Raw genomic sequence first — 16,398 nt, 5'->3', positions numbered from 1 at the left:
CAGTTTACCGAAAATGCGCGGTCAAGCCCGCGCGCCCAGCCGCCACAGCGACGTGATCTCGGCGCGGCGCGCCGTGTGCAGCGGATCGTCGGCATCGGCCGACTTCGGGTGGGCGGGGCGGATGTCTTCGCGACCGAGCACGACGAGCCCGGCTTCATCGATCCATTGCAACAGCGTGTCGCGCGGCCGCAGCCCGAGATGCTCGGCGAAATCGGACAGGATCAGCCAGCCTTCGCCGCCCGGTTCGAGATGGTCGGCGAGCCCGGCGAGGAAACCGCGCAGCATACGGCTGTCGGGATCGTAGACGGCGTATTCGATCGGCGCACTCGGACGAGCCGGCACCCACGGCGGGTTGCAGACGACGAGCGGCGCGCGGCCGGCCGGGAACAGGTTGGCTTCGACGACATCGACGCGCGCGGCGTAGCCGAGCCGCGCGACGTTCTCGCGCGCGCATGCGAGCGCGCGCGGATCCTGGTCGGTCGCGACGATGCGCTCGACGCCGCGCGACGCGAGCACGGCCGCGAGCACGCCGGTGCCCGTGCCGATGTCGAACGCGAGCGTCGTCGCCGGCAGCGGCGCGCGCGCGACGAGCTCGACGTATTCGCCGCGCACCGGCGAGAACACGCCGTAATGTGGATGGATCGGCGCGCCGCCGAGCGCCGGGATCGGCACGCCCTTCTTGCGCCATTCGTGCGCGCCGACGAGCCCGAGCAGCTCGCGCAGCGACACGACCGACGGCGCGCCGCCCGGGCCGTACGCTTCCTCGCACGCGGCGCGCACGTCGGGCGCACGGCGCAGCGGAATCGTGTAGTCGGCATCGAGCGGGATCAGCAGCATCCCGAGCGTGCGGGCGCGCTGCGATTGCGCGAGCCGGTGAAGGTTGAACGCGTCGACGCCGGCCGCGGCCTTCGCCTTCTTCGGCTTGCGCTCGACGCGGCGCGCCATCGCCTGCACGAGCTGACGCGCATTCTGGAAGTCGCCCTGCCAGACGAGCGCGGTGCCCTCGCAGGCGAGGCGGTACGCGGTGTCGGCGGTGACGCGGTCGTCGGCGGGCACGGCGCGCTTCGGCGGCGGCACGCCGGCTTCGGAGCGCCAGCGCACGGCATGTTCGGCGCCGTCGGCGTCGGTCCAGTGGAAAACGGGGAAATCGGTCACACGAGCTCGGCTACAGGTTGGCTTCAGACTGGCGGTGCAAACTCACCGCGCGGACGACACCATACCGCGCTTTGCGCGCCCCGGCAAAACGCGCACCGCAGCGCCGGTTCTTCGATGCTCGCCGCGGCGCCCGGTCAATCAGGCGAGATCGAAGGTTTCCGCGCCGGGAGCATCGCGCTTGACGGCCGCGATGCCGTTCTCGCGGCCCTGCGTGCTTTGGTACGTTTCGCTCGTGCCGATGATCTCGTGGTTGGCCGCCTTCAGATCGAACATGTGTTCGCCGTTGCGCGCGAGCTTGCGCTCATAGCGCGCATCGAGCGGCGCGTTCTCCCGCACGGACGCGATGCCGTTTCGCGCGCCGCCTTTCGCGTCGTACCGCTCGCTTGCGAGGACGATTTCGCCGTTCGCCGACTTCAGATGGAAGAAATACTCGCCGTTCGCGGCCCGCATGATTTCGAATTTGGCTGCCATGTCGTGTCTCTCCTGAAAGCGTCCGTCCCTCGGACGAAAACAGTGTAGGAGCGCCACCGACAAAAATCGACTCCCCGGCAAGTTGAATGTTGAAGACTGTCAATTCGTGTATTTTCGTTCACATTTGGCAGACGTTAGTTACTTTCTCGCTACCCACCCCATCCTGGCGTGGCAGGCATCCGGAGCGTGCCGGCGTCGCTGAACCGCACGGTACCGAGCACGCCGCCCGCGAGCCGGCCGCGCAGCGCGTACGGCAACTCGCCGTTCGCGGCCGCGCCCGGCAGGTTCCACGCCTGCCGCGCGGCGGCAAATGCCGATACGGAAACGGGCACGTCGATCACGGCCTCGCCGAAGCGCGGGACGACGCCGGAGCGGTCGCTGACGCCGCTCGCGAACGGTGTGCCGTTCAAGTCCAGCGCAACCGAAACGCCGTCGTATTCGATCGGCGTGTCGTTCGGGTTCTGCACGCGCAGCTTCAGGCTGAAACGCATCTCGAGCCCCTGCCCGACGAGCGGGTCGAGGCCCGCGACGGTCACGTTCACGGGCTCGCGCGTCAGGCCCGCGCAGCCGCCGAGCAGCAGCACGGCCGCGCATAGCAGCAGCGCGGCGCGCAGCGGCGCGATTCGGAACAAAGCGTGTGACATCAATGGCCTCCAGCGGGAATCGATCGACAGGGTGTCGCTGCATTGTACCGAGCGCGCCCAGCCACGCGCCGATTCGTAGTTTTCGCACACCGCCGCAATCGTTAATAGATTAAAACTACGGAAACAATGGATAAACGAAAAGCGAATTAATGCCTTTCGACATTCAATGCCATGCCCGAACCGCACTCGAATCGCTTTCTAATTTTTTCGTTTCCTTTACCCAAATCCATCAAGTATATTTACGCATCCTTCGAGCAGGCCGACAAACCTTCAAGCCGCATGACGGCGATTTTACGGAACGGCGACACGCCGTCCTTCCGTCCTGCGGCCTGGTACGGCCAGCCCCGTGGGTCGTCGGTTCAAAGGGAATGCACGCCCGCACAGGGCGGGCAGCCCCGTGTCGTGCGCGCGAAATCAATTCAGTACAACACGCGCCCGCCATTTTGAACCGGCAAGTTAACCGACATCCGGAAACACAGAGGGGGCAGTAAACCATGATTACCTTTACGTAGTCGGCCGGCCGTCTTTTCGAATAAACCGTCATTGGCATTTCTCGTCGCTGTTGATTAACGGCGAGGGACCGCTTTTGCCGGCGTTTTCGCAGCACTGAACGATTCCTTCAACAATCGAGGTTTCAGTCATGTCGATCAATATTCACAAGATGCGTTATCTGCCGCTGGTCGCCGCGCTCGCACTCGCCGGGTGCGGCGGCGACGACGGCGGCGTGGGCTCGGCTTCCGCACTCAGCTCCGCCGGCGCGCCGCATTCGAGTTCGTCGCCCGCCGTCAACGCGCCGCCGAGCGCATCCAACGTCGACAAGAGCGTGTCGCCTGTCGAGCTGCCGGACACCGTCGTGCCGGTCAACTACCGGCTGTGGTTCCGCCCGAACGACGCGCTGAACGCGTTCGACGGGCGCGCCGACGTCGAGATCAAGGTGCTGAAGCCGGTCAACAACATCGTGGTCGCCGGCCACCGAATCAAGTTCACGAACGGCCGCATCACGCTGCAGCCGGGCAACATCCAGCTGATCGCGACGCCGCAGGACAAGGGCGACTTCTATCAGCTGCGCCCCGTCGCCGGCACGATCGCGCCGGGCAACTATTCGCTGCACATGGAGTGGTCGGGCATCATCAACTTCAAGTCGTATGACGATCCGGTCAACCAGACCGGCGGCAGCTGCGGCGACGATCCGTATCCGGGCTGCTCGGCCGCGGAAGGCGTATTCCGCGTCGACCTGAAGGGCACCGACGGCACGACGAGCGGCGCGATCCTCACGCAGGGCGAAACGAACCTGTCGCGCCAGTGGTTCCCGGGCTGGGACGAGCCGGCGTTCCGGCCGACCTATGAAGTGACGGCCGAAGTGCCGCAGAACTGGCGCGTCGTGTCGAACGCGGCCGAGAAACCGTCGACCAACGTCGGCGGCGGCTACAAGCTCGTGCAGTTCGAGAAGACCCCGCCGATGCCGTCGTATCTGCTGTTCTTCGGCGGCGGCATGTTCGACACCTACGAGGACGATTTCACGAGCCCGCTGCCGGGCGGCAAGGGCGGCCTGCACCTGCGCGTGTTCACGCCGCCGGGCATGAGCGACTGGGCGAAGCCGGCGATGGACCGCACCAAGCAGGCGCTCGACTTCTACTACCGCTATACGGGCATCCCGCTGCCGCTGACGAAGTTCGACACGGTCGCCGCGAACGATGCGTTCAAGGAGCAGAAGGACCTGAACTTCGGCGGGATGGAGAACTGGGGGTCGATCCTCGAGTTCGCCGACGACATCCTGCCGCAGCCGGGCCAGCCGATGTCGCGCTACGGTAACGAGGTGCTCACGCACGAAGTCGCGCACCAATGGTTCGGCGATCTCGTGACGACCGACTGGTGGGACAACGTGTGGCTGAACGAATCGTTCGCGACGTTCTTCGAGACGAAGACGACGATCCAGTTCTTCCCCGACGAGTTCAGCTGGCTCGACCAGGTGAAGAACAAGTACCGCGTGATCAATCGCGACATCGGCCCGAACGCGTTCCCGGTCGCGCCGAACTTCAACGACTGGGCGTCGAACGACTTCGTGCTGAGCGCGAGCGCGTTCACGTACGACAAGGGCGGCCACGTGCTGAAGACGCTCGAGAACTATCTCGGCGAACAGACGCTGCGCAAGGGCTTGCAGCAGTACCTGGTCGACTACTCGTTCGGCAACGGCACGCCGAAGCGCCTGTGGGATGCGCTGTCGAAGGCGAGCGGCCAGCCGGTCGGCCCGATCGGCGACAGCTACGTGCGTCAGACGGGCGTGCCGCTGATCTCGCTCGATACGCAGTGCGACATGACGAAGAACCAGACGATCGTCACGCTGAAACAGCAGCCGTTCCCGAACAAGAACGCGTATCCGGGCCTGCAATGGACGGTGCCGATCACGCTCGCGTACGGCCAGGGTCTCGCGAAACGCACGACGCTCGCGCTGAAGGACACGCAGACGCAGACGCGGATCGACGGCTGCACGGGCGTGGTCGCGGATCCGAGCGGTCTCGACTACTACGTCGTGAACTACAGCGATGCCGCGTGGAGCGGGCTGCTCACGCAGGTCAACGGCTCGACCGATCCGGTGCTGCTCGCGAACCTGAAGAGCGAGGCCGCGCTGCTCGTCGCGAACAACCTCGCGCCGGCTTCGCGTTCGACGTCGATCGGCTCGGTCGCGTCGCCGGCCGCGATGAAGCTGCGCCAGACGCCGAGCTTCGGCGGCTTCGCGCCGACGGTGAAGGAGCGTCCGTCGCTGCGCTATCAGGGCATGTTCAAGCCGCGCAAGACGCTGGTTCAGTAACGTTGCATCGGCCGGCGCCGCGCGCGTCGCGGCGCCGGCCGGCGTTTCGGACTTCACGTCCCTTCCACGGGCCTCGCATGCGGGGCCCGTTTTTTTTGCGGACGTATTGGCGAACGGCGCTAGCGATCGTCGCGCCGGCGGAACGCCCACCACGCGGCAAGGGCGGTGAAGCCCGCGACCAGCAGCACCATCAGCCAGAACCCGTGCTTGTTCTCGGCGAACGGCACCCCGCCGACGTTCATCCCGAAGAAACCCGCGACGATGTTGATCGGCAGCGCGATCACGGTCACGAGCGTCAGCGTGAACAGTGTCCGGTTGTTCTGCTCGTCGAGCCGCGAGCCGATCTCTTCCTGCAGCAGCTTGATCCGCTCGTTGAGCCCCGACAGATCGGCAAGCACGAGCGAGAACTCTTCGGTCGACTCGCGCAGCTCCTGCACGTCTTCGGAATGCAGCCACGCGGGCGGCTTCGCGAGCAGCCGGAAGATCGAGCCGGGCTCGGGCGCGAGCATGCGCTGCAGCCGCGTGAGCGTGCGGCGCATCGCGCCGAGTTCGACGCGATTCGACGTGAGCCGTTGCGACAGGAAGCGATCCTCGATGCGGTCGACGTCGACGCTCGTGCGCCGCATGATCTGGATCAGCAGGTCGGCCTGGTCGCGCAACAGATGCACGAGCAGCTCGGCCGGCGAGCGGAACCGTTCGCCGTCACGCACGCAGGCGCGCAGCGTGTCGACCGAGCGCAGCGGCTTGAGCCGCGCGGTGACCATGATGCGCCGCTCGACGTGCACGAATAGCGTCGCGATTTCCGACGGCGTCAATTCGAGGTTGAACATCACGTCGTTGACGATCGCGCGCAGCGCGCCGTCTTCCTGCTCGATGCGCGTCGAGCGCGATCCTTCGTGCAGGAATTCGAAGAAGCTGTCCGGCAATCCGAGGTGCGTGCGCATCCAGCGCTCGCTTGCGCCGTGCGCGAGATTGAAGTGCAGCCAGACGAAGTCGCCGGAGGCGGCCGCATCGCCGTCGCGGCACGAGCGCAGCCATGCGGCGGCCGCATCGGCGTCGAGCATCTCGCCCGATCCGCCCGGGACGAAACGGAATCCGCACACCATGCCGGACGTATCGGCGCCGTAAGTCTGTACGATCAGGTCCATCGTGTCGAAGGTCGTGCGGCGCGCACCGTGCCGCGCGTCGCGCGCCGCGGCGCGACGCCGGGAAATGAAAGCAAACGTATGCCCGACGCGTGTGACACTCTCGTGACATCGTCACATATGGCCGTCCGCGCGCGGGGTGCCTCCCAAAAGCAACGCGCCGCCCATTGGGCGGCGCGGATGCGATCAGCGGGACGGTGTGACGCAGGCGTGACGCAAGTTACTGGCGGGTCTCCGATTGCGCGGCGCTCGGGCATGCCGGATCCTTGCCCCAATGGCCGTCGCAGACGCGCCAGCGGCAGAGCTGATCCTCGAAGAAACCGCGCTCCGAGCACTCCTTCACGCGCGCGGCAAGCGAGCCGCCCGTCGCGGCGGCCGTCCGGGTCGGCACGGCCTGCGCCTTCTGCGCAGCGGCCTTCTTGTCCGCGGGCTTCGTGCGCGCGACGAGCGCGGCCAGCAGATCCGCATCCGGATCGTCCTTCACGGCCGCCTTCGCGCTCGCGGTACGCGTCGCGGCTTCGCGGCGCTTCTTCGCCTGCGCGAGCTCCGCCTGCTGTTCCTTGCGATGCTTGCGTGCGTCCGCCTTTGCATCGGCCTTGCTGCGTGCGGCGACCTTGTCGCCCTTCGCGGCGTCGGCCTTCGCGGACTTCGTCGCTGCCGCCGCCGCGGCCGTCGCGGCAACGGCACCGGCCGTAGCTGCGCCGGACGCGTCGTCGGCGCCGTCGGCGAGCGCGCGGGACAGGCGGCTGTTGTCGGCGCCCGACGCGGCCGATGCCGCCGATGCGGACGCAACGGTCTGCGATGCGGCATCGTCATTGACGATCGTCGCCGGTTGCGCAGCGGGTGCGGCGGACGCGGCATTCTGCGCGACTTGCACGGCGGCGCCGCTGGCCGGTTCTGCCTTCGCGGAGGCCTGCGCGGGCGCGGCCGGCGCGGCGGCCACGGCGGCCGGCTCGGCCGACTGCTGCTGCCAACGCCACGCCCCCCAGCCGCCGACGGCGACCACGAGCGCGACGACGGCCGCGATCGGCCCCTTCAGCGAACGGCGCGGCGCTTCGGCGGGCGGCGTGACACGTCCTTCCAGATTCGCGAGAATGCGCGACTGCTGAGGCCCGTCCTGGCCTGCCGGTTTGGTATCGGACAACAGGCTCGGCGGGGTTTTCGAATTTGAATTTTCCGGCGCACTCATTCAGCGTCTCATTGAATCCTGGTTTAATTCACCGCGATAATATAGCCCGGCCTCTCAAAGCAGCCTGATTCTAAGAGCAAGCATTGCAAAACACAATCAATTCCAATTTCCGGGGATTTCGTTGATTGCCGTCGCACTCGTCGCCTATTTCGCCGTTGCCGTCGCGGTCGCGGCCCTGTTGCTTTTACCGGGTCTGCGCGCGACCGTTTTCGAATCCGTCGCGCAGTTTCACGGCCGCCTGACCCGCCGCGCGAACGATCGCGCCGCCCGCACGCGCAGTCAAATTGTTAAATCGGCCACCGCGACGCGCGGCGCATTAAGTGACGTGCAAAATTTACTGATCCGGCGGCGCTTGATGATTATGGTGTCGGCAGGTATTCTTGCGACGCCGCCATTGGTGGCCATTGCGTTACGCGGTCGGCAATTGTTTCAGTACGACGACACGGCGCGCGTGCCCGACGAGAAGATCGCCGCGCTGCTGCAGGGCGAGCAGCTCGTCCCGCCCCCGCCGTTGCCGCCTGAAGTGTTTGCCACGAAGGAAGTCGAACAGGTGCGGCCTGCGCTGAGAGATGCGAGCCGCGACTGGAATCTGCTGGACCCTGACTTCCGCACGCGTTTGCTGCTGGTCTACAAGATCATGCACGAACAATATGGTTATGAAATGGCGCTGCTGGAAGGTTATCGGAGCCCGGAACGACAGAACCGGCTCGCGCAGATGGGCACCAACGTGACCAATGCGGCGGCTTTCCAGAGTTATCACCAGTTCGGGCTCGCGGCCGACAACGCGTTCTTGCGCGACGGCAAGCTGGTCATTTCCGAGAAAGATCCCTGGGCGATGCGCGGCTACCAGTTGTACGGACAGGTCGCCGAGCAGGTCGGCCTGACCTGGGGAGGCCGATGGAAAATGATGGATCTCGGGCACGTGGAATACCATAAACCCGGTTTTAAACTGGGACGCGGCAGCTAGTCAGGGCTGCCGGACAAGAAATAATGAGGGCGGCATGGGGCTTTTTAATCACGCGGCAGGAAACGATTTGGGTGGCGCAATCGATCGGGCATTCCGTTGCGCGATTTTTTCGGGCCGCCGCTTCCGTTTTAATTCTCACAGCGTCCTTTCATTATTGCGCGCGCCTTCTCCGATGCCGCGGGCGCACTGATGCCAGCCCCCTTCCTCCAGTTTGACAGCATGGCGACACATCGCGGCGCCACGCTTGCCGCTCGGCGCGCCTGCGTCGCCTCACCGAAACGCACCGGAACCTGAACGTCCTATGCAACGCATCCTCAACGTGCTGACTCATCCGCGTACGCTCTCGATTCTCGGGATCGTCGCGCTAGCGGCGATTCTCTTCATCGCCGCTGACATGCTGCAGCTGCCGCTCCTGTGGGCCGCAATCGCGTTCGCGGCGATCCTCGCGCTGTGGCTCGGCGTCGCGTTGTGGCGCCGCTGGCGCGTGAAGCGCGCGAACCAGCAGCTCGGCCAGGTGCTGGAAGAACAGGCCGAAACGGGCAAGATCGCCGCGCCGGCCGCAGCCGCGATCGCGCCGGACGCGAAGACTGCCGACCTCGACGTGCTGCGCACGCGCCTGTCGGACGCGGTGAAGACGATCAAGACGTCGAAGATCGGCCAGGTGTCGGGCGGCTCCGCGCTGTACGAACTGCCGTGGTACATCGTGATCGGCAACCCGGCCGCGGGCAAGAGCAGCGCGGTGCTGAACTCCGGCCTGCAGTTCCCGTTCGCGGACAAGAACAGCGCGGTGATCCACGGGATCGGCGGCACGCGCAACTGCGACTGGTTCTTCACGACCGAGGGCATCCTGCTCGATACGGCCGGCCGCTACTCGGTGCACGAGGAAGACCGCAGCGAATGGCTCGGCTTTCTCGGGCTGCTGAAGCGCTACCGCCCGAAGGCGCCGATCAACGGCATCATCGTCACCGCCAGCATCGCCGAACTCACCGGCAACCGCCCAGAATTCGCGATCAACCTCGCGAAAAACCTCCGTCAGCGCGTTCAGGAGCTGACCGAAAAGCTCGAGGTGTTCGCGCCGGTCTACGTGATGTTCACGAAGGCCGACCTGATCACCGGCTTCACCGAATTCTTCAGCAGCAGCGACAAGCACGAATACGACCGCGTGTGGGGCGCCACCCTGCCCTACGAGCCGGACGAGAAGCGCGACGTCGTCGCGCTGTTCGACGAGCGCTTCGAGGAACTGTACGAAGGGCTGAAGGAAATCAGCGTCGCGCAGCTGTCGCTGTCGCGCGGCAACCAGCTGTCGCCGGGGCAACTGAGCTTCCCGCTCGAATTCTCCACGATCAAGCCGTCGCTGCGCGCGTTCCTCGCGACGCTGTTCGAGAACAACCCGTTCCAGTACAAGCCGATCTTCCGCGGTTTCTACTTCACCAGCGCGCTGCAGGAAGGGGAAACCAACAGCGCGGCCGCGCAGCGCATCGCGCACCGCTTCGGCCTCGACGCGAGCGCGCTGCCGAAGCCGCACAGCGCGTTCTCGAAGAACGGTTTCTTCCTGCGCGACCTGTTCTCGAAAGTGATCTTCGCGGACCGCCAGACCGTGCGCCAGTTCGCGAGCCCGACCAAGACGCGGCTGCGCTACGCGACCTTCTTCGGCTTCGTCGCGGCGCTCGCGCTCGCGCTCGGCGGCTGGACCTGGTCGACGATCGGCAACCAGCAGCTCGTCGCGAACGTGCAGGCCGACCTCGACAACGTCACGCGCCTGCAGCAGGGCCGCAACGACCTGCAGTCGCGCCTGCAGGCGATGGATATCCTCGAAGACCGGATCGAGCAGCTCGAACAGTTCCGCCGCGACAAGCCGATGTCGGTGTCGCTCGGCCTGTATCAGGGCGACCGGCTCGAACAGCATCTGCTGACCGAGTACTACAACGGCGTGCGCCAGATCCTGCTCGCGCCGGTCTCGCAGAACCTCGCGTCGTTCATGAAGGACGTGAACGCGCACCCCGAACAGCTCGTGCCGATGACGCGCCCGCCCGAATCGGGCGCGGTGCAGGGCGGCGCGATTCCGGTGTCGACGAACCCGCCGGGCGCCGCGACGCTCGGCGGCGCCGGCGCTGCGCAAGGCGCCTCCGCCGCGACGGCCGCCGCGCCGCAACAGCCGGCCGCACCGCAAGGCGGCTTGTACAGCGACGCGTCGCCGACCAACGTGCAGGATGCGTACAACGCGCTGAAGACGTATCTGATGCTGTCGGACAAGCGTCACGTCGAACAGGCGCATCTGACCGACCAGCTCGCCCGCTTCTGGCGCGGCTGGCTCGAGACGAATCGCGGCAACATGCCGCGCGACGAGATGATCAAGAGCGCCGAGCGGATGATCTCGTTCTATCTGTCGCGCGTGAACGACAACGACTGGCCGATGATCGACGCGAACCTCGCGCTCGTCGACCAGACCCGCGAGAACCTGCGCCGCGTGGTGCGCGGGATGCCGGCCCGCCAGCGCGTCTACGAGGAAATCAAGGCGCGCGCGTCGACCCGCTTCGCGCCGATGACCATCGCGCGCATCGTCGGCGACGGCAACCAGGGGCTGATCGCAGGCAGCTACGCGATCCCGGGCACGTTCACGCGCGAAGCCTGGTTCGACTACGTGCAGCCTGCGATCCGCGACGCGGCCACCAAGGAATTGCAGGCGAAGGACTGGGTGCTGAACACGTCGACGCAGGACGACCTGACGCTGGAAGGCAGCCCCGAGCAGATCCAGAAGACGCTCGTCGGCATGTACAAGACCGAATACGCGCAGCACTGGCAGAAGTTCATGCAGGGCATCGCGGTGCAGGGCTTCACGAGTTTCGGGCAGGCCGTCGATGGAATGAACCGCCTCGGCGATCCGCAGGATTCGCCGATCCGCAAGGTTCTGGAGACCGCGTACGACCAGACGTCGTGGGACAACCCGTCGCTCGCGAACGTCGCGATCAAGAAGGCGCAGACGGGCGTCGTGAACTGGGTGAAGCAGTTGTTCACGCGCTCGCAGGCCGGCCAGATGGCGGCCGCGAACATCGACATCAACGGCAATCCGGCCGAGGTGCCGATGGGCCCGATCGGCCAGGAGTTCATCGGGCTCGCGCGGATCGTCGCGACGCACGACGGCACGTCGATGCTCAAGGGCTACATGGATTCGCTGTCGAAGGTCCGCACGCGCTTCAACGTGATCAAGAACCAGGGCGACCCCGGCCCCGGCGCGCGCCAGCTGATGCAGCAGACACTCGACGGCAACGGCTCGGAGCTCGCCGATTCGCTGAAGTTCGTCGACGAGCAGATGCTGACCGGCCTCACCGATTCGCAACGCAAGTCGCTGCGTCCGCTGCTGGTGCGCCCGCTGATGCAGGCGTTCTCGGTGGTGATCCAGCCGGCCAGCGCCGAAGTGAACAAGGTGTGGAACGCGCAGGTCTACCAGCCGTTCCAGAACTCGCTCGCGACCAAGTACCCGTTCGCCGCGAACGCGAAGGTCGAAGCCGGCGCCGGTGAAATCGCGCAGGTGTTCGGCCCGGACGGCGCGATCGCGAAGTTCGTCAGCACGACGCTGGGCCCGCTCGCGGTGCGCCGCGGCGACACGCTCGCCGCGCGCACGTGGGGCGACATGGGTATCGGCCTCACGCCCGACTTCACGAACGGCTTCGCGCGCTGGGTCGCGCCGCTCGCCGGCGGCGCCGCGGGCGGTGCAGCCGCGGCGGCCGAACCGCAGACCGTGTTCCAGATCCTGCCGCAGCCGAGCACCGGTACGACCGAGTACACGATCGCGATCGACGGCCAGCAGCTGCGCTACCGCAACACGCCGCCGCAGTGGACCAACTTCGTGTGGCCGAACCCGCAGGGCTCGCCGGGCGCGACGCTGTCCGCGACGACCTTCGACGGCCGCACCGTGCAACTCGTCAACGAGCCGGGCCGCTACGGGCTCGAGAAGCTGATCAACTCGGCGCAGCGCAAGCGCCGTCCGGACGGCACCTTCGACCTGACGTGGGCACAGGGCAGCGTGAACGTGTCGGTGACGATGCGCATCATCAGCACGTCGCAGCCGACCGGCGGCGGCGATCAGCCGCAGCAGCAGAGCCTGCGCGGCCTGCAGCTGCCGTCGTCGGTCGCCGACGCGAGCGCGGGCGCCGCGCAGAACGCGACGCAGGCCGGCACCGGCGCGCCGGCCACGGCACCGGCCGTCACGGCCACCGCCGCAACGAATGCACAGGGGGCGCAATGACGCAAACCGTTCAGGCGCAGATCGCCTACTTCGGCAAGATTCCGTCGCGCGGCGACTTCGTGAAGAGCGCGCACAATCCGCAGCTGCTGCAGACGCTCGATCGCTGGATCGCGCAGGCGCTCGAGCTTCTCGCGGAGGATCCGCGGTGGAAGATCGTCTACGAGGATGCGAAGCCGATGCATTTCGCGTTCCTCGGCTCGCGCAGCAAGCTCGCGATCGCGGGCCACATGGTCGCGAGCCATGACGTGTCGATGCGCCGCTTCCCGTTCCTCGGCGCGACCGCGCTCGAAGTCGAGCGGCCGCTCGCGTTCCTCGCGCGCAGCCCGCTCGCGTTCGCGCGGCTGTGGTCGCGCGTTGCCGCACAGATGCCGGCGCTGCTCGCGAAGGAGGAGCCGCCCGGCGCGCTGCAGGCGCTCGGCGACACGCAGGTGCCGATCGACGTCGGCGGCCCCGGCACGTCGCATGACGGCACCTTCAACGATTTCGTCGAACACCAGTCGCTGTACGGGCTGCAGCAGATGCTGCTCGAAAGCGGTCATCCGGTGCGGCTGCGCGGCGCGATGCTCGCGCTCGGCTCGCTGCTGCGGCCCGTGATGCAGAGCGGCTCGTCGCACATCGAGCGCGGCCTCACGCTGCCGCTGCCCGTCGATCCGTTCTACCGCAGCCTCGTCGCCGCGTTCTGGCTCGAACTCATCACGCCGTTCGTCGCGCAGGCCGACTTCGAGCTCGCGATCTTCATCGGCACCATCGCCGAGCGCGAACGACTGATCATCGGCTTCAACGGCGCGTCGTCGAAGACGCTGCTGAGCGTCGTCGACCCGCAGACTTACGCCGCCCACAACATCGACATCGACGATCCCGAGTGGATCGACGCCCATGCGCAAAATGATCCGCAGGTCAGCAAGCTCGTCAGCTACCTCGACCAACCGCAACTGTCGCTGCGCGTCGCCATCGACGCGTTCCGCGAAGCGTTCATCGGAGGCTGACGCGATGCAACGCACGATTCATGTTCGACGCATGCGCTTTCCGCGCTACCCGCGCGTCTCGTCCTTCGTCGCCGCCCTTCTCGCTGCCGGCCTCGTCGGCGGCGGCGCGGCCTACGCGCAGAACACCGGCGGCGCAACCGTCACGCCGGTCGGCAACGGCACGGTCGCGACCGCGGCGCTGCCCGCTACGCCGAATGCCGGCGGCGCACCGGGCACGGCGTCCGGCACGGTGGTGCACGGCACGGCCGGCACGCTCACGCCGCCGCCCGCGAACGCGGCGCCCGGCCAGGTGGTGGTCGGCGGCAAGGTGCCCGACGAGGCGACGAAGGCGGCGGTGCTGCAGAAGCTGCGCGATACGTACGGCGCGGCCAACGTGGTCGACCAGATCGAAGTCGGCGACGTCGCGACGCCGCCGAACTGGAGCGCGAACGTGCAGAAGCTGCTGGGCGCGCAGCTGAAGCAGATCAGCAAGGGGCAGTTGAAGATCAACGGCACGCAGATCGAGATGAAGGGCGAGGTGCACAACGAGGCGCAACGCCAGCAGCTTGCGAGCGACATGGCGAACACGCTGAACCCGACGTATACGATCAAGAACGGGCTGCGCGTGTCGGCGTCCGAGCAGGGGCTGCTCGACCAGACGCTCGCCAACCGCACGATCGAGTTCGAGACCGGCAGCGCGACGCTCACGCCGCAAGGCAAGCAGATTCTCGATCAGATGGCGGCCGCGCTGTCGAAGCTGCAGAACCGCACGGTCGACATCATCGGGCATACCGACAACTCGGGGAACCGGACGTCGAACATCGCGCTGAGCCAGGCGCGCGCGGATGCGGTGAAGGGGTATCTGATCACGAAGAGCATTCCGCCGCAGCAGATGACCACTACCGGGGTCGGGCCGGATCAGCCGATTGCGCCGAATGATACGGCGGAGGGGCGGGCGAGGAATCGAAGGATCGAGTTTCGGGTGGGGCAGTAGGCGGGGATCGGGGACGACTGATTTCAGCCATTCCAGTGAAATACGCAATGCGCTGCTTGTGGTCGGCCATTCTTCTGTTCGTTGCGGCTGTCTTCGTGCTGGTGGGTATAACCGGCACGATCAATTCCGCCATCCTCGTTCGCGCTCGTGCGTGGCCTCACGTCCCTGCGGTTGTCGAGCGATGTGAGGTGTCTCTGCGATACGGCAAATCCGATGCGACATGGGAGGCGCACGCCGTGTTCCGCTATGACATGGGGCAGACGCGGCAGTACGAGACGACGTGGCAGCCCGCCGGGTCGCAGGTGTATTCGCGTTCGGCCGCCTCGAACATCAGCCGCGAACAATTCGCCGTCCTCACGAAGACGTATTGCCGCGCGGCCGCGAACGATGACCTGCGCGTTTCGCCGATGTTTCCGGGCATTGCCCGGCGCAACGAGGCGGTTGAGGGTGGGGCCTGGGTGCGTGAAATGGCGTTTGGCCTGTTTGCTCTGGTCGCCGGGTTGATGCTGTCTGCGGCAAGCATTTCGATGCTGCCGTGGATCGAGGATCGCAGAAAAACCGCGGCGAAGCGGAAAGCGCGGCGTGCACGGAACCGCGTTAGTGGTTGGTGATGCGGATGGGCGGGATGGTATCGGATCGCCGTGGGCTGCGCCCATCCATGCGCGGCGGCTGATCGCCGTAACGTATATAAAGCTGGACCAGACTAAACAGGCAGCGCCCGATCATCTAACTCATACGGCCTAAAGCGGTCGTCCGCCGTTGCCAGCCAAATTGTCGGCAACCGCCTCGACTCCCCGTGTGGATAAGCCAAGCGCAAACTGAAAGGCTTTTGGCCCTTTTTAGGCGCGCAGCCAGAGCGATTGGCAGATCAATGCTTCATTGAAATCGGTGGGGCCGAAATCGATGCGGATGGGGACGATGCCGCCGGAACTGAGCCAGTTGCGACCGAGGCAGGAACGTTCGTCGCAGCATGCGCCGCTGGGGCCGCCGTTACCTGAACGGTTGTGGCAAGCGTCAGCAGTTTTGGATTAAAAATCAAAAGCGTCGTAAGTACTATAGTTGCGGCCGCAGCTAAGAAAAGTGCGTGCTGAGAACGATGAACCCAATTCGCTTTGGTTGCCGCGACCGTCGTTACAGATTCGTTTGCCTTCTTCAGCTTTCCGATGACGAAGTCCAGCAGCTCGGCTTCTGCGGTCGCGAAGTTCTCAGTCGAAGTCCGTGAAATCAACTTCGAGTAGCCGGGCTCACATTCGTTACCGGTCGCGGGGACGTCTGAATCACGCGCGTACAACGCCCACAACGCCATGAGGACGCTGCACCCGAGAGCTCCCGTTATCATAAGCAGGATAATGATTGCTAGGGGGCTAGGCGTATCAGTGAGCTTTGCGACAAAGCCCAGGTCCGCTGCGAGCAAGGCTCCGGCAATCGTTGTCGTTCCCTGGGCCTTTCGGTCGGCAGAGTCGAAGACATCGCATTGCAGCTTGTACTCCTTTTCGCCTCTTTCGATAGCGGCTCGTCGGGCCCCGGCCAACATCGACTGCAGATCTGCACTCATTCACTTTAGCCTCATTAAGACAGCAAAAAAAACGATCACGACGCATTAGCTTACGCGTTGCTTCGACATATGCGCTACTTCGAGAAGTCGCAAGCTTTTAAGCGCCGGAAAGTAGTTTGCAACGGCAAGCGATGTTCGGGAAATCAGTGTGTCATTGAGCATCCACTTCGGAGTTGGCGATCCAGCTGCTTCGGGCCGACCACGGTCCTTGATGAAGCGATGGCCAAGCAATTTCGGACCTGTCCTTCCCCTGACTGA

General features: G+C 65.7%; 13 protein-coding genes. 7 read left to right on the top strand and 6 right to left on the bottom strand.

Annotated features, from left to right (window positions below):
* Positions 1-21 precede the first annotated feature (21 nt).
* From BSE24067_RS08805 to BSE24067_RS08795, 3 genes are all read right to left on the bottom strand, one after another.
* Complete coding sequence (locus tag BSE24067_RS08805; protein WP_151065132.1) at positions 22-1,155, bottom strand: methyltransferase; 1,134 nt, start codon at positions 1,153-1,155, stop codon at positions 22-24.
* A gap of 138 nt (positions 1,156-1,293) precedes the next feature.
* Positions 1,294-1,626, bottom strand: a complete 333-nt coding sequence (locus BSE24067_RS08800) for a YegP family protein (protein WP_151065133.1) — start codon at positions 1,624-1,626, stop codon at positions 1,294-1,296.
* A gap of 149 nt (positions 1,627-1,775) precedes the next feature.
* Positions 1,776-2,270 (bottom strand): LEA/WHy family protein, encoded by a 495-nt coding sequence (locus BSE24067_RS08795; RefSeq protein ID WP_151065134.1) that lies wholly within the window; start codon positions 2,268-2,270, stop codon positions 1,776-1,778.
* 171 nt (positions 2,271-2,441) lie between these two features.
* Between BSE24067_RS08795 and BSE24067_RS32425 the strand changes: the two genes are divergently transcribed.
* Complete coding sequence (locus tag BSE24067_RS32425) at positions 2,442-2,717, top strand: hypothetical protein (protein ID WP_244130549.1); 276 nt, start codon at positions 2,442-2,444, stop codon at positions 2,715-2,717.
* Positions 2,718-2,910: 193 nt separating this feature from the next.
* Complete coding sequence (locus BSE24067_RS08785; RefSeq protein WP_151065135.1) at positions 2,911-5,079, top strand: M1 family metallopeptidase; 2,169 nt, start codon at positions 2,911-2,913, stop codon at positions 5,077-5,079.
* A 119-nt stretch (positions 5,080-5,198) separates the two neighbouring features.
* Here BSE24067_RS08785 and BSE24067_RS08780 read toward each other — a convergent pair whose 3' ends face one another.
* Positions 5,199-6,227 (bottom strand): transporter, encoded by a 1,029-nt coding sequence (locus BSE24067_RS08780; protein ID WP_151065136.1) that lies wholly within the window; start codon positions 6,225-6,227, stop codon positions 5,199-5,201.
* 217 nt (positions 6,228-6,444) lie between these two features.
* Positions 6,445-7,413, bottom strand: a complete 969-nt coding sequence (locus BSE24067_RS08775) for a phage tail protein (protein ID WP_174904727.1) — start codon at positions 7,411-7,413, stop codon at positions 6,445-6,447.
* 121 nt (positions 7,414-7,534) lie between these two features.
* On the opposite strand from BSE24067_RS08775, the gene BSE24067_RS08770 reads away from it, so the two are divergent.
* The 5 genes from BSE24067_RS08770 to BSE24067_RS08750 all read left to right on the top strand — a co-directional run bounded on the left by BSE24067_RS08770 (position 7,535) and on the right by BSE24067_RS08750 (position 15,196).
* Entirely contained in the window at positions 7,535-8,380 is an 846-nt protein-coding gene (locus BSE24067_RS08770) for a M15 family metallopeptidase (RefSeq protein ID WP_151064172.1), read from the top strand.
* 301 nt (positions 8,381-8,681) lie between these two features.
* Positions 8,682-12,626 (top strand): type VI secretion system membrane subunit TssM, encoded by a 3,945-nt coding sequence (gene tssM / locus BSE24067_RS08765; protein WP_151064174.1) that lies wholly within the window; start codon positions 8,682-8,684, stop codon positions 12,624-12,626.
* On the top strand, positions 12,623-13,612 hold the full coding sequence (gene tagF / locus BSE24067_RS08760; protein ID WP_151064176.1) for a type VI secretion system-associated protein TagF: 990 nt from the start codon (positions 12,623-12,625) through the stop codon (positions 13,610-13,612). The genes tssM and tagF overlap by 4 nt, the downstream gene beginning before the upstream one ends.
* 4 nt (positions 13,613-13,616) lie before the next feature.
* A complete protein-coding gene (locus BSE24067_RS08755; RefSeq protein WP_151064178.1) occupies positions 13,617-14,585 on the top strand; it encodes an OmpA family protein in 969 nt (322 codons plus the stop codon).
* Positions 14,586-14,632: 47 nt separating this feature from the next.
* Positions 14,633-15,196 (top strand): DUF3592 domain-containing protein, encoded by a 564-nt coding sequence (locus tag BSE24067_RS08750; protein WP_151064179.1) that lies wholly within the window; start codon positions 14,633-14,635, stop codon positions 15,194-15,196.
* A 257-nt stretch (positions 15,197-15,453) separates the two neighbouring features.
* On the opposite strand, the gene BSE24067_RS08745 is transcribed toward BSE24067_RS08750, so the two are convergent.
* Positions 15,454-16,140 (bottom strand): Pycsar system effector family protein, encoded by a 687-nt coding sequence (locus BSE24067_RS08745; protein ID WP_151064181.1) that lies wholly within the window; start codon positions 16,138-16,140, stop codon positions 15,454-15,456.
* Positions 16,141-16,398: the final 258 nt, after the last annotated feature.

The sequence above is a fragment of the Burkholderia latens genome, from assembly GCF_902499045.1.
Classification (GTDB): domain Bacteria; phylum Pseudomonadota; class Gammaproteobacteria; order Burkholderiales; family Burkholderiaceae; genus Burkholderia; species Burkholderia latens.
The sequence above is the reverse complement of the archived record's forward strand: the minus strand, read 5'-3'. Positions and strand labels throughout refer to the sequence as shown.